The sequence below is a fragment of the Janthinobacterium lyxosi genome (assembly GCF_051380665.1).
Classification (GTDB): domain Bacteria; phylum Pseudomonadota; class Gammaproteobacteria; order Burkholderiales; family Burkholderiaceae_D; genus Janthinobacterium.
The window spans coordinates 49,488-63,577 of sequence record NZ_JBNYXM010000010.1 but is presented as its reverse complement, the minus strand read 5'-3'; the positions used below and the strand labels follow the sequence as shown (position 1 = coordinate 63,577).

Genomic DNA, 14,090 nt, shown 5'->3' with positions numbered 1-14,090 from the left:
GGCAAATTTTGAACATTTTGCCCGCCTTTAGTAAAAATAAAATTAATCCATATTGAAAGGTCAATCATGAACAAATTACTCGCCGCCCTGATCGCCACCCTGTTTGCTACCGCCGCCTTCGCTCAAACCGCACCGGCCACCGAAGCCGTCGTGAAAGCCCAGGCTTCCGCACAAAGAGATGTCAACAAGGCTGCCGCTTCGGAAGCCAAGGTCGATGCCAAGGCTGACGCCAACGTCGCCAAGGCCGAAATGAAGGCCGACGAAAAGAAAGCCGATGCCCATCACAAGGCCAATAAAACCAAGGTCAAGGCCCACGACAAAGTCGTCAACGCCGATGCGGAAGACAAGCTGAAAGCGGAAGCCAAGGCAGATAAAACCGATGCCAACGCCGATGCGAAAGCCACCAAGACGGCCGTGAAAGCGAACGCCAAGGTCGCCAAGGAAAAAGTGGAAGCGAACGCCGATAAAGCCCTCGCCGCTACCAAGACGGCAGAAGCCAAGGCCAAGGCCGACGCTGAAGTCAAGGCAGCCGCCGCCAAGTAATTCCCCGTTTGCGGGCCACGGCCTGCAAGCCCCAAAGACAGCTTCGGCTGTCTTTTTTTTCGTCTGCCACTTTTCTTTTACACCGCTTGCCAGTCTTGATCTGGCGCAAATGCTCCTCTTTTCGCCGTGCCATAGTGAACTGGCAAACAGACGAAGGGGGACATCATGAGCACCGCTAAAACGAAAAAATCACCGGCTACCGGTTCGGCTGAAGGCATGCCTGTCATGTCTTCCATGCTGGTGATGCCGGTCGAGGGCGACGTACGGGCCGACGCTGGTGCGGCAGGCAGCGACGATGCCATGCCTGGGCTGCGCCTGGGCGTGTCGTATGCCGACCAGGCTGCGCTCACCCAGGGCGCGGCCGCAGCGGATGCCAGCGCCATGCCGGCTGGCGGCATGCAGCAGGCATCGCAGGGCATGGCCGGCGCCAGAGGCATGTACGTGGGCGATGGCAGCATGGGTAGCGACCGCGATGGCGGGGGCGGTGGAGGTGGCATGGGCGGTGACGCTGGTGGACAGGGCGGCGGCACGCCACAAGTGCGCACCTGCGCCACGATGGACGTCCATCGCCGCCTGCTGACCGAAGATCCGTCCTATGCGAACGTACGCGCCGATATTGAAAACCTGGCCGGGCTCTACGAGGGCGACAGCAGCATTGCCGGACGTTCCGGCGTGACGCAGATACCGGTGGTGGTGCACGTGGTGTGGAATACGGCCGCACAGAATATTTCGGATGCGCAGATCGCCAGCCAGCTCGATGTGCTGAACCGGGATTTCCGGCGCGTCAACCCGGATGTGAACAGCACGCCGGCACCGTTCCTGCCGCTGACGGCCGATGCGCGCGTGCAGTTTTCGCTGGCCACGACCGACCCGCATGGCGCTGCCACCAGCGGCATCGAGCGGCGCCAGACGACGGTGGCCTCCTTTGGTGCCGACGATGCCGTCAAGTCGCAGGCGACGGGCGGCATGGACGCCTGGCCGGCCGACAGCTATCTGAATGTCTGGGCGTGCCAGCTGGGCGGCGGCTTGCTGGGTTACGCGCAGTTTCCCGGCGGCCCGGCCGCCACCGACGGCGTGGTGATCCTGCAATCGGCCTTCGGCACGACCGGCACGGCCGCGCCACCGTTCCACCTGGGACGGACGGCCACGCATGAAATCGGCCACTGGCTGAACCTGAACCATATCTGGGGCGATGACGGCACGGGGTGCTCGGGCACGGACAATGTGGCCGACACGCCAAACCAGGGCGGGCCGAACACGGGCCAGCCCTCGTTTCCCCAGGTGTCCTGCAGTAACGGGCCGAATGGCGACATGTTCATGAACTACATGGATTACGTCGACGATCCCGCCATGTTCATGTTCACTGCGGGCCAGGTGGCGCGCATGCAGGCTTGTCTCGATGGTCCGCGCGCCAGCATCGGCACGGGGGGAACAGGCGCGGGCGCCACGCCGCGCCAGAGTTCCTCGCCTGTCGTGGCCTGGGGCGCGAATCGTCTCGACGTCTTCGTGCTGGGCACGGACCGCGCGCTATGCCACAAGGCCTGGAATGGCACAGCCTGGGCGCCGTCCGTCACCGGCTACGAAGGGCAGGGTGGCATCTGTACCAGTGCGCCGCAGGTGGTGTCGTGGGCACCGGACCGGCTCGATGTGTTCGTCACGGGCAGCGACAGCGGTTTGTTCCACAAATGGTGGAATGGCACGGCCTGGGGACCGTCGCTGACCGGCTATGAAGCGATGGGCGGGCTGTGTGTGGGAGATCCCCGCGCCGTTGCCTGGGGACCGAACCGCCTCGACGTGTTTGTCGTTGGCACGGACCGCGGCCTGTATCACAAGTGGTGGAACGGGTCCGCCTGGGGACCGTCGCTGACGGGTTACGAGGCCATGGGCGGCATCTGCCTGGGCCAGCCGGAAGCGGTGGCGTGGGGACCGAACCGCCTGGACGTCTTCGTCATTGGTTCCGACCATGCGCTGTACCACAAATGGTGGAACGGCACGGCCTGGGGACCGTCGCTGACGGGCTACGAGCGCCTGGGCGGCATCTGCACTTCGTCGCCGAAGGCGGTGGCGTGGGGACCGAACCGCCTCGACGTCTTTGTCACGGGCACCGATGGCGCCCTGTACCATAAATGGTGGGATGGCGCGAAATGGGGACCTTCCATCGATGGCTTCGAGCGCCTGGGCGGCATCTGCGTGGGCGAGGTGGAAGCCGTGTCGTGGGCGGCCAACCGGCTCGACGTGTTTGTCATCGACACCGATAGCGCCCTGTATCACAAGGCCTGGAACGGATCTGCCTGGTCGCCATCCATGACGGGCTTTGACAACCTGGGCGGCGTGTGCACCTCGCGTCCGCGCGCCACGGCTTGGGCGCCGAACCGCCTCGACGTGTTTGTCGCGGGCACGAATGGCGCCCTGTTCCACAAGGCGTGGAACGGGACGGCCTGGTCGCCCTCCGTGAGCGGCTATGAAAGCCTGGGCGGCGTGGTATCGTGTTTCTGACGTCAATATATTCAACGGGAGGCGGCATGCACGGCATGACGATGGCATTGCCCAGCGGTAGCTGGACGCATTCCTTCGAAGAGGATGCAGACGGTATCGAGGTGTACCGGCCCACGGCCACATTCACCTTTCCTCCCAGCCGCAAGGGGCGCAAGGTGCTGGAGTTTTGCGCGCCAGCCGGCGCCATGGCGCAAGGGGAGGCGACATTGACGTCCATGACGCCCGGCCCCGATGACCGTCCCCGCGCCGGCTCCGTTACCCGGCTGGTGCCCCTGGGCATGGGCCGCTATGCGCTCAGTGATGTCGCCGGGGCGCAGGACGTGATCGATATCGTCGAGGCGACGCCCGACGTGGTGCGCCTGTCGCGGCGTTAAGGCTTGCCGCGCAGTTTGTAGGCGAGCGCCGTGCGGTTGCCAACGCCGAGCTTCTGGTAAATCGCATGCAGTTGGTTGCGGACGGTGGCCGGCGACTTGCCCAGTTCCCTGGCGATGCTTTTATACGGAAAACCTTCGGCCGCCATGGCCGCTACCAGCCGCTCGGCTGGCGTCAAGCGCTGCATGGCAGCTTGCCTGTATCGTTGTTGCTCATACCTGCTCTCCTGTCCGTGGGCGGCGTGCCGGTGGCATACCTGCAGGGATAACGGGAACGCGGGACATATCTGCAAAATTATCTGTAAAACTATTTTTCCTGCTGCCGTTACGCGGCGATGGACGAAAAAAAAGACAGGCGAACCTGTCTTTTCGTATGGATCGATGACGATCAGCCGATGGCTGCCATCGAGACCGGTTTCAGCTTGGCCGCCAGCGCCTTGCCTTTCTTGGCGCGCTTGCCGAAGTGCTCGGCCAGGGCCGTGGCGCCGAGCGATGCATCCTGCGGCTTCGATGCCCGGCCGATGCCCGAGACCACCACGCCGCGCTGGGTGATCGGCTGCACGGCCAGCAGCTTGTCCTTGGCGTCCAGGTCGATCAGCTTGACGCCAGTGCCGCCCTTGGACAGGGTCTTCATTTCATCGAGGCCAAACACCAGCAGGCGCGCGCCTTCCGTTAGGCAGGCCAGGGCGCTGGCCGCTTCGGGGATGACCTTCGGAGCCAAGGGCACGTCGCCGTCGTCCAGGGTGATGAAGGCCTTGCCGCCCTTCAGGCGGCTGCTCATGTCGCCCGCCTTGGCGATGAAGCCGTAGCCGGCGCTCGACGCCAGCAGCAAGTTGGTGGCGCCATTGCCTGCAAAGTAATGCAGGATGCGCACGGCGTTGCCGGGCGTGCCGCCGCTCAGGTCGCACAAGGTCGTGATCGGCACGCCGTCGCCGCGCGCGTTGGGTAGCGCCGAGACGGGAACCGAGTAAATCTTGCCGTTGTTGCCAAAGCCCAGCAGGGTATCGACCGTGCGGCATTCGAAGGCGCCATGCAGCGTGTCGCCTGCCTTGAAGGTGAATTGCGCCGCATCGTGGCCGATGCCGGTGCGTGCGCGCACCCAGCCTTTTTCCGAAATGATGACGGTGACCGGTTCATCGACCACCTTCTGTTCGGCCACGGCTTTTTGTGCTTCCTCGATCAGGGTGCGGCGCGCGTCGCCGAACTGCTTGGCGTCCGCTTCGATCTCGCGGATGATGGCGCGCTTCATCGAACCCGGGTTGTCGAGCAGGTCTTGCAGCGACTTTTCTTCCTTGCGCAGCTCGGCCAGTTCCTGCTGGATCTTGATCGTTTCCAGGCGCGCCAGCTGGCGCAAACGGATTTCCAGGATATCGTCCGCCTGCCGTTCGGACAGCTTGAAGGCGTCGATCAGAGCCGCCTTCGGTTCATCCGAATTGCGGATGATCTGGATCACCTTGTCGATATTGAGCAGGATCGCTTCGCGTCCTTCCAGGATATGGATGCGGTCCTTGACCTTGCCCAGTTTGTAGCCGGTGCGGCGGGTGACGGTCTCGAAGCGGAAATCGATCCACTCGCGCAGGATGTCGCCCAGCCCTTTTTGGCGCGGACGACCATCGCCGCCTATCATCACCAGATTGATCGAGGTCGACGACTCCAGCGAGGTGTGCGCCAGCAGCATCAGCATGAATTCCGTCTGGTCCTGGTTCTTCGATTTCGGCTCGAACACGAGGCGCACAGGCGCGGCGCGGCCCGATTCATCGCGGATGGTGTCGAGCGAATTGAGGATCAGCGCTTTCAGGGCCACCTGGTCCGGCGACAGCGCCTTCTTGCCCAGCTTGATCTTCGGATTGGTCAGTTCTTCGATTTCTTCCAGTACCTTTTGCGACGAGGTACCCGGCGGCAGTTCCGTCACGACGGCTTGCCACTGGCCGCGCGCCAGCTCTTCGATCTTCCAGCGCGCGCGCACTTTCATGCTGCCACGGCCGCTCGCATACATGTCCTGGATCTGCGAGGGCGGCGTGATGATCTGGCCGCCGCCGGGGAAGTCAGGGCCGGGAATCATGGTCATCAGCTCGGCATGCGTCATCTTCGGATCGCGGATCATGGCGACAGCTGCTTTCGCCACTTCCGCCAGGTTGTGTGACGGGATTTCCGTGGCCAGGCCGACGGCGATGCCGGAGGCGCCATTCAGCAGCACCATCGGCAGGCGCGCCGGAAGCAGCTTCGGTTCTTCCGTCGAACCGTCGTAGTTGGGCTGGAAGTCCACCGTGCCCATGCCGATTTCATCCATCAGCAGCTTGGCGATCGGCGTCAGACGCGCTTCCGTGTAACGCATGGCCGCGGCGCCATCGCCATCGCGCGAGCCGAAGTTGCCCTGGCCATCGATCAGCGGGTAGCGCAAGGAAAAGTCCTGCGCCATGCGTACCAGCGCGTCGTACACGGACTGGTCGCCGTGCGGATGCAACTTGCCCAGCACGTCGCCGACCACGGCCGCCGATTTGCGCGGCTTCGCCGTGGAATTCAATCCCAGCTCATTCATCGCATACAGGATGCGGCGCTGCACGGGTTTCTGGCCATCGCAGACGTCGGGCAGGGCGCGGCCCTTGACCACGGAGATGGCGTAATCGAGATAGGCACGCTCGGCAAAGGTGGAGAGGGTCAGCGCTTCGCCGTCGAATACCGGTTCATCCGGCTCGATCGGCTCTGGCTGGGCATCGTCAAATAAATTGGTTTGTGTGGACATGGCGCTTGTTTCGGTGTTAGGTGGTTGCGGTTGAATTCGTGGGATTGATTATGACAGCCCGGATTTGGAAAAGGACTTGCCGTACGTCAGATACATGTAGCGCAAGGTGAGATACAGCACGCCCACGGCCAGTTCGACGCTGTTATGCATCATTGGCATGGCGCGGATGGAAGGAGCCTGACCGGCCAGCAAAAAAATGCCGATGGATGGGACCAGCACCAGCGGCCAGATCGTCTTCCAGCGGAAATCGGTGGGGGAAAACAGCAAGCCGGCGCTCGACCAGACAAACAGCATGGCGCCGACGAGGGGGGCCGGCAACTGCTGCACATACAGTAGCGACAGCAAGCTCGTACAGCCGATCAGCCATGCCGCGCGCAGGCGGGGCAAGAGCACCTCTGGCCAGCCGCAATCGCCATACAGGCCGGTGGCGCAGCGCAGGGCCAGCGCCGCCAGGCAAAACATCAATGGCATGGCATCGCCGATGTCCAGCGCCGATTGGCCTTTGCCGCTCATGAACATGGCGGCGAACAGTGACAGGCCCAGGCACAGGAGCAGCAGCATGCCATGCAGCAATTGGCGGTTCATCGTATACGCGAGCAGGGCCGACGCGCACAAGCCGGCCGAGGTGACGAGGCGCATGGTCTCGCTGCGTTCGGGCAGGAACAGCATCAGTGCCAGCAGCAGATAGGGAACGATCCATCCCAGTTGCCGCAAGCCGGGCCGCTTCCACAGCACGGGCAGGCGTTCCTGCAGCGACTCCTGCAGCGCTTCCAGGCGCGTGAACAGCGGCTGCGGCCAGCGCAAGGCATGCATGGCCAGTAGGGCAAAGGCCAGCGCCTGGAAGCCCAGCAGGCTGGCATAGGCAGCCGTGTCGCCGAGCGTGAAGCCGGCGGCATCGAGCACGCCCGCGAGCATGAAATGGAGCACGAAACCCAGGCCGCACGAAGCGAACGCCGTTTGCTTGAAGTAGCGCTTGGCATGGACGGCGTGTTCCCATTGCTCGAACAGGTCGGCATCGAGCTTGTAGGCCAGCATCTCGCTGTGCTGCCAGCGTATCGCCTGCAGCAGCTCGCGCAGCTGCAGCGTGAATTTTTGGTCGAACAGCTGGCGCGCGTAGGCGCTTGGCGGCTGCTGCGACATGATGCAGTCCAGGCCGGGATAGCTGTCGCGGTTGTCGCTGAAATGGGCGAACGAGCGGTCCGCCCGGTAGCGCTGCATGGCGCCGCGCACCAGATCCGCATGGCTACGCGCCAGATAGGAAAAATCGTGGTCCCAGCCAAGCTGCTGGAACAGGGCCTGGCGCAGCGCCAGGTCATAGCCGGCGCTGGCGCAATAGCGCAGCGCACACAGGTCGAATTCCTCGCGCACGTCCAGGTTCAGCATGGCGTCGTCCTGCAACACGCCGGCCAGCACGTCGCTGGCATCGGCGTGCCGCGTCAGCGCCAGGCAGCCTTGCCACAGATTGGCCGCTTCCTGCGCCGGATCGATGGCGACCACGCCCCATTGTTCTGGCTGCGGTGCGGGCTCTTGGGCAATGACGCCCCACAGTTCCGTGCCTGTGTCTTGCGCGGCGTCGTCGATGACTCCCCACAGGTCGGCCGCTTCCATGGGCGGCGTTTCCACCCCTTCCGCCTCGGCCCCAGCCGCTTGCGGTTCCGGCAACTCCGCGGAAAACAGGTGCGCATGGCGCAGCGCGTATTCATACGCTTCGCGCAGCTCCTGGAAGGCGGCCGGATCGTCTTCGGGACGCGTCACCTTCAAGCGCCTGGCATACGCGCGCTTGAGGGCGCGCTCGTCGACGGTCGGCTCCGTGCCCAGGATATCCCACAGGCTGCGCTGTCCGTTGTGCATGCCGCCGTCCATCTACAGGAAGCTCTCGCTCTCGACCTGGCGCAACACCTCGTCGAGCGCCTGGCGCGCCTTGCGGATGGTGTTCGGGTCCTGCGTTTCCAGCGCGGCCTGGAAATTGGCCGTGTGCGCCGCCAGGTACTGGCGCACGTCGCCCAGCGACTGTTCGTACAGGCGGTCGGCGCGCGTGATCAGGGTGCGGTTTTCCATCTGCTCGCGCGGGTGAATCTTCAGGTCGGCCAGTTCAAGAAAGCGCTGCTCGATCTGTTCCGGCGTCATCACGCCTGCGTTGTCGCTGATGATCATCTTGTGGTGTTCCTGCGTGGCCAGCACCGTCACTTCCGCTTCCAGCACGCCGCTGACGTCGTAGGTGAAGCGCACGTCGATGCCGATCTCGCCCGCTTTTTTCGCGGGAATCGGGAAGCTGATCTTGCCGAGGAAGACGTTGTCAGCCACCAGGCGCGACTCGCCCTGGAAGATTGCCACGTTGATTTCCTTCTGGTTGTCGTAAATGGTGGTGATGTTTTCCGTGCGCGAGACGGGTACCACGGAGTTGCGCTCGATGATGGGCAGGTAATGCCCGCCTTCATACTGGTTCGCGCCGACCTGGCGCGAAATCGAAATGCCCAGCGAATATGGTGCCACGTCCGTCATGACCACTTCATCGAGGGCCGCGTCGCGCATCTTCAGGCCCGCCTGCACGGCGGCGCCCAGCGCCACGGCTTCGTCCGGGTCCAGGTGGATGGCGGGGAAGCGGCCGAACATGCGCGACACGAGCTTGCGTACCAGCGGCATGCGCGTGGCGCCGCCTGCCAGCACCACTTCATCGAGCTCCGCGGCGCGGATGGTGGCGTCGCGCAGCGCCCGTTCCACGGGCAGGCGCAGGCGGGCCAGCAGCGGTTCGCACAACTGCGCCAGTTTGTCTTCGCTGATCTCCCAGCTATATTCCTTGTCCTGGTAGCGCGTGGCCATGCGCACGGATGGTTGCTCCGACAGCAGGCGCTTGACGCGCTCGGCTTCATCGCGCAGCAGCTGCTGCTGGCGCGGGTCGAACAGGCGGTTGCCGGCCGCATCGCGCAGGCCGCTGCCTTCCAAAAAGGCATCGACCAGCACGCTGACGAAGTCTTCGCCCCCTAGAAAATTGTCGCCGGCCGAGGCGCGCACTTCCATCACGCCTTCGAACAGCTCCAGGATCGACACGTCGAAGGTACCACCGCCCAGGTCGAAGACAAGGAATTTGCTTTCCTGTTCCTTGTCGCGGATACCGTAGGCCAGCGCGGCGGCCGTCGGCTCGTTCAGCAGCCGCTCCACGCGCAAACCCGCCAGCTGGCCGGCGATGCGCGTGGCCTTGCGCTGCGCATCGCTGAAATACGCGGGTACGGTGATGATGGCTTCCTCGACCTTGTGGCCCAGGAAGGCTTCGGCATCTTCCTTCAGCGCGCGCAGCACCATCGACGACAGCTCTTCCGGACGGAATTGCTGCGTGCCGAGGGTGATCTTTTTTTCACTGCCCATGTAGCGTTTGAAGACGGCGGCTGTCAGCTGCGGGTGCGTCTGCAGGCGCTCGCGCGCGGCGCGGCCCACCAGCACGCTGCCGTCGTCGTCGATGCTGACGCACGATGGCGTCAGGTGTTCGCCCAGCGCGTTCGGGATGATGCAAGCCTTGCCGTCGCGCCAGATGGCGACCAGGCTGTTGGTGGTGCCCAGGTCGATACCGATGATCATCAGATATCTGCCTCCGCTTCATTGCCGTGTTCCTCGATCCAGGCGCGGCGTCCTGCCGCTTCGCCCTTGCCCATCAACATGTTGAAGCGGGCGGAGGAAGTCATGTGGTCGATTTCGCCCAGGGTCACGGGCAGCAAACGGCGCGTGTCCGGGTTCATCGTCGTTTCCCACAGCTGTTCGGCGTTCATCTCGCCCAGGCCCTTGAAGCGGGAGATCGACCAGGCGCCCTGTTTCACGCCTTCCTTGCGCAGCTTGTCCTCGATGGCGACCAGTTCGCCGTCGTCGAGCGCATAGATTTTCTGCATCGGCTTCTTGCCGCGCGCCGGCGCGTCCACGCGGTACAGTGGCGGACGGGCGATGCAGATGTGTCCCTTGTTGATCAGGGCCGGGAAATGCTTGAAGAACAGTGTCAGCAGCAGTACCTGGATGTGCGAGCCGTCCACGTCAGCATCCGACAGGATGCAGATCTTGCCGTAGCGCAGGCCGGACAGGTCGGGCGAGTCGCCCACGCTGTGCGGATCGACGCCGATGGCCACGGCAATATCGTGGATCTCGTTATTGGCAAACAGGCGGTCGCGGTCCGTCTCCCACGAGTTCAGGACCTTGCCGCGCAGGGGCAGGATGGCCTGGAATTCCTTGTCGCGGCCCATCTTGGCCGAACCGCCCGCCGAGTCACCCTCGACGAGGAACAGTTCATTGCGCGTGATGTCCGACGATTCGCAGTCGGTCAGCTTGCCCGGCAAAACGGCGACGCCCGAGGATTTTTTCTTTTCCACTTTTTGCAGCGAGCGCTGGCGCGACTGCGCCTGCTTGATCACGAGATCGGCCAGCTTCTTGCCGTAATCGACGTGCTGGTTCAGCCACAGTTCCAGCGGCGGCTTGGTGAAGGTCGAGACCAGGCGCACGGCGTCGCGCGAATTGAGGCGTTCCTTGATCTGGCCCTGGAATTGCGGGTCAAGCACCTTGGCCGACAGCACGAACGAGGCGCGCGCAAAGACGTCTTCCGGCAGCAGTTTCACGCCTTTCGGCAGCAGCGAGTGCATCTCGACGAAGTTTTTCACGGCGCCGAACAGGCCGTCGCGCAAGCCCGATTCGTGCGTGCCGCCATTCGAGGTGGGAATCAGGTTGACATACGATTCGCGCACGATGGCGCCTTCTTCCGTCCACGCCACCACCCAGGCCGCGCCTTCGCCTTCGGCAAAGCCTTCCGAGTCAGGCCCCGCGTATTGCGCGCCTTCGAACAGGGGAATCAGGGTTTCGCCATTCGATACCTGCGCCAGCGATTCGGTCAGGTAGCCACGCAAGCCTTCCGCGTACTGCCAGGTTTGCGTATCGCCCGTCTTGGCGTTGGTCAGCGTGACGGTCACGCCGGGCAGCAGCACGGCTTTCGAGCGCAGCAGGCGCTGCAGCTCGGTTTGCGAGATATTCGGCGAATCAAAATACTTCGCATCGGGCCAGGCGGTGACGCGCGTGCCCGACTTCTTGCCGTCGCGCGGGGCGGGGCGGGAACTCAAGGGCTCGATCACGTCGCCATTCGCAAACACCATGTGATGCAGGCCGTTGCCGTCGCTTTCCTTGCGCCAGACGGTGATTTCCAGGCGCGTCGACAGCGCATTGGTGACGGACACGCCGACACCGTGCAAGCCACCCGAGAACGCGTAGGCGCCGCCCGAACCCTTGTCGAACTTGCCGCCCGCGTGCAGCCGTGTAAACACGATTTCCACCGTCGGCACGCCTTCTTCCGGGTGCAGGCCGACGGGAATGCCGCGACCGTTGTCTTCGACGGTGATGCTGCCATCCGTGTTTTGCGTCACGGCGATATGCGTGCAATGACCGCCCAGCGCCTCGTCGGAGGCATTGTCGATCACTTCCTGAATGATGTGCAGCGGATTTTCAGTGCGGGTGTACATCCCCGGGCGCTGCTTGACGGGTTCCAGTCCTTTCAGGACACGGATGGATGATTCGCTGTAGTCGGATGCTGGTTTTTTAGTGGCCATACGTGTTCAAGCTAAGTAAAGACAGTGGTTGGAACGCCAGGCCATGGCACTGCAGGGCGCAATGACAACGGCGGCGATAACTGTATAAATATACAGTATATCCCGTCCAGCGTCACTGGGAGAGGGCAGTGCGGCAGGCATGGCGTCCTTGTGCGGACGCTCGCGCATTCTATCTTGTCCAGCGAGCAATAGCGCTACTCCAGGGCAACAACAGTGCGCTGCGCGCGTGGTTTTGCGCCAATTGTGGAGCATTTTATGCGGCAAAGTCCCTGTTTTTACATCTTGTTTACAGTCGCCTCCCCAGTCTTTACAAATTTTTTAGACCCTTTTGGCTAATCTGCTCACTATCAAAACAAACCTGAATGAGGGTGGGAATGGATATCGTGTATCTCGGCTTGATTGCCGTTTTTTTCGTCCTGGCGGCCGGCTTTGCCGTCGCCTGCGACAAATTAGGGAGCGTCAAATGAACGCGTTTTATGTGCTGGGCGCCGTGGTCTCGGCTGGCCTGCTCGTCTACCTGCTGGTGGCGCTGCTGAAGGCGGAGGAACTGTGATGACGACGCAATCATTAATGTTGCTGGTGGCCTTCCTGGCCGTACTGCTGGCCGCCGGCTATCCGCTGGGCCTGTATATGGCCAAGGTGGCGGGCGACGCCCCCGTGCGCGGCCTGGGCTGGCTGCAAAAGCTGGAAAACCTGCTGTACCGCTGGTCCGGCCTTCCTGCCGACAAGGCCATGGGCTGGAAAAGCTACGCCATCGCCCTGATCGTCTTCAATACCGTGGGCGCCGTCTTCGTGTACGGCCTGCAGCGCCTGCAGGGCTTCTTGCCCCTCAATCCACAGGGTTTGGGCGCCGTCAGCCCCGATTCCTCGTTCAATACCACCGTCAGCTTCGTCGCCAATACCAACTGGCAGGGCTACGGCGGCGAACAGACCATGAGCTACCTGACCCAGATGCTGGGCATGGCATGCCAGAACTTCTTTTCGGCGGCCACTGGCATCGCCGTGATCTTCGCGCTGGTGCGCGGTTTCGCCTCGCGCTCGGGCAAATCGATCGGCAACTTCTGGGTCGACCTGGTGCGCTCCACGCTGTACATCCTGCTGCCGCTGGCGCTGGCCCTGTCGGTCGCCTTCATGGGCGAAGGCATGATCCAGAATTTTTCCGCCTACAAGGAAGTGACGCTGATCGACCAGGTGGCGTATGAAACGCCGAAAATGACGGCCGATGGCCAGCCCGTGCTGGACGCCGCCGGTAAACCCGTAATGGAAGCGCAAGTGGCGACGACGCAGACGATCGCCATGGGTCCCGTCGCTTCGCAGGAATCGATCAAGCTGCTGGGAACGAATGGCGGCGGCTTTTTCAATGCCAATTCCTCGCACCCATATGAAAATCCCACGGTGCTGTCGAACTTCCTGCAGATGCTGGCCATTTTCATCATTCCCGCCGGCTTGTGCTTCACCTTTGGCCGCATGGTGGGCGACCTGCGCCAGGGCTGGGCCGTGCTGGCCGCGATGTCCCTGATCTTTGTCGTCATGACGGCTGGCGTGATGAGCGCCGAGCAGCAAGCCAATCCGAATCTGCAGGCACTGGGCGTGGATCAGCAGGCCAGCAGCCTGCAATCTGGGGGCAATATGGAAGGCAAGGAAACGCGCTTCGGCATCAGCTCCTCGACCCTGTTCGCGGCGGTGACGACGGCGGCATCCTGCGGCGCCGTCAATTCCATGCACGATTCCTACATGCCCCTGGGTGGCATGGTGCCGCTGCTGCTGATGCAGTTCGGCGAAGTGGTTTTCGGCGGCGTGGGCACGGGCCTGTACGGCATGCTGATGTTCGCCATCCTGGCCGTCTTCATCGCCGGCCTGATGATAGGCCGCACGCCTGAATACCTGGGCAAGAAAATCCAGGCCTATGAAATGAAGATGGTGTCGCTGGCCATCCTGGTCACGCCAGCCTTGGTATTGACGGGCACGGCGATCGCCGTGATGGTCGAGCCGGGCAAGATCGGCGTGGCCAATCCGGGCGCGCACGGCTTCTCGGAGATCCTGTACGCCTTCACCTCGGCGGCCAACAACAACGGCAGCGCATTTGCCGGGCTGTCCGCCAACACGCCGTTCTACAACGTGATGCTGGCGATTGCCATGTGGTTCGGCCGCTTCGGCGTGATCGTGCCCGTGCTGGCGGTGGCCGGTTCGCTGGCGGCCAAGCAGCGCCTGTCGGCCAATGCCGGCACCATGCCCACGCACGGCCCCATGTTCATCGGCTTGCTGGTCGGCGTGGTGGTGCTCGTCGGCGTGCTCAATTACGTTCCCGCGCTGGCCCTGGGCCCGATCGTCGAACACCTGCAACTTTTTACAAAATAAGAGGCTACC

Annotated in this window: 10 protein-coding genes; 5 read left to right on the top strand and 5 right to left on the bottom strand. The window is 63.1% G+C overall.

What is annotated here, in order from left to right; genetic code table 11:
• Positions 1-66: 66 nt before the first annotated feature.
• The 3 genes from ACQ4WP_RS12615 to ACQ4WP_RS12605 all read left to right on the top strand — a co-directional run bounded on the left by ACQ4WP_RS12615 (position 67) and on the right by ACQ4WP_RS12605 (position 3,413).
• Positions 67-543: a hypothetical protein gene (locus ACQ4WP_RS12615; RefSeq protein ID WP_436521047.1), complete on the top strand. Its 477-nt coding sequence runs from the start codon at positions 67-69 to the stop codon at positions 541-543.
• 165 nt (positions 544-708) lie between these two features.
• The gene (locus ACQ4WP_RS12610) at positions 709-3,039 is read left to right on the top strand and encodes a DUF8189 domain-containing protein (protein ID WP_436521045.1); all 2,331 of its coding nucleotides are present in this window, start codon (positions 709-711) and stop codon (positions 3,037-3,039) included.
• 26 nt (positions 3,040-3,065) lie between these two features.
• Entirely contained in the window at positions 3,066-3,413 is a 348-nt protein-coding gene (locus ACQ4WP_RS12605) for a hypothetical protein (RefSeq protein WP_436521043.1), read from the top strand.
• On the opposite strand, the gene ACQ4WP_RS12600 is transcribed toward ACQ4WP_RS12605, so the two are convergent.
• From ACQ4WP_RS12600 to ACQ4WP_RS12580, 5 genes are all read right to left on the bottom strand, one after another.
• A complete protein-coding gene (locus ACQ4WP_RS12600; RefSeq protein WP_436521041.1) occupies positions 3,410-3,598 on the bottom strand; it encodes a helix-turn-helix domain-containing protein in 189 nt (62 codons plus the stop codon). The genes ACQ4WP_RS12605 and ACQ4WP_RS12600 overlap by 4 nt on opposite strands.
• A gap of 200 nt (positions 3,599-3,798) precedes the next feature.
• Complete coding sequence (parC, locus tag ACQ4WP_RS12595; RefSeq protein ID WP_436521039.1) at positions 3,799-6,153, bottom strand: DNA topoisomerase IV subunit A; 2,355 nt, start codon at positions 6,151-6,153, stop codon at positions 3,799-3,801.
• A 48-nt stretch (positions 6,154-6,201) separates the two neighbouring features.
• Complete coding sequence (locus ACQ4WP_RS12590) at positions 6,202-8,004, bottom strand: hypothetical protein (RefSeq protein ID WP_436521037.1); 1,803 nt, start codon at positions 8,002-8,004, stop codon at positions 6,202-6,204.
• 12 nt (positions 8,005-8,016) lie between these two features.
• Positions 8,017-9,726 carry a molecular chaperone HscC gene (locus tag ACQ4WP_RS12585; protein ID WP_436521035.1) on the bottom strand — a complete coding sequence of 570 codons (1,710 nt, stop codon included), beginning with the start codon at positions 9,724-9,726 and terminating at the stop codon, positions 8,017-8,019.
• Entirely contained in the window at positions 9,726-11,723 is a 1,998-nt protein-coding gene (locus ACQ4WP_RS12580; RefSeq protein ID WP_436521033.1) for a DNA topoisomerase IV subunit B, read from the bottom strand. The genes ACQ4WP_RS12585 and ACQ4WP_RS12580 overlap by 1 nt, the downstream gene beginning before the upstream one ends.
• A 463-nt stretch (positions 11,724-12,186) precedes the next feature.
• Here ACQ4WP_RS12580 and kdpF point away from each other — a divergent pair, with 463 nt between their 5' ends.
• Positions 12,187-12,276 carry a K(+)-transporting ATPase subunit F gene (gene kdpF / locus ACQ4WP_RS12575; RefSeq protein ID WP_034746483.1) on the top strand — a complete coding sequence of 30 codons (90 nt, stop codon included), beginning with the start codon at positions 12,187-12,189 and terminating at the stop codon, positions 12,274-12,276.
• On the top strand, positions 12,276-14,081 hold the full coding sequence (gene kdpA / locus ACQ4WP_RS12570; protein WP_436521031.1) for a potassium-transporting ATPase subunit KdpA: 1,806 nt from the start codon (positions 12,276-12,278) through the stop codon (positions 14,079-14,081). The genes kdpF and kdpA overlap by 1 nt, the downstream gene beginning before the upstream one ends.
• Positions 14,082-14,090: the final 9 nt, after the last annotated feature.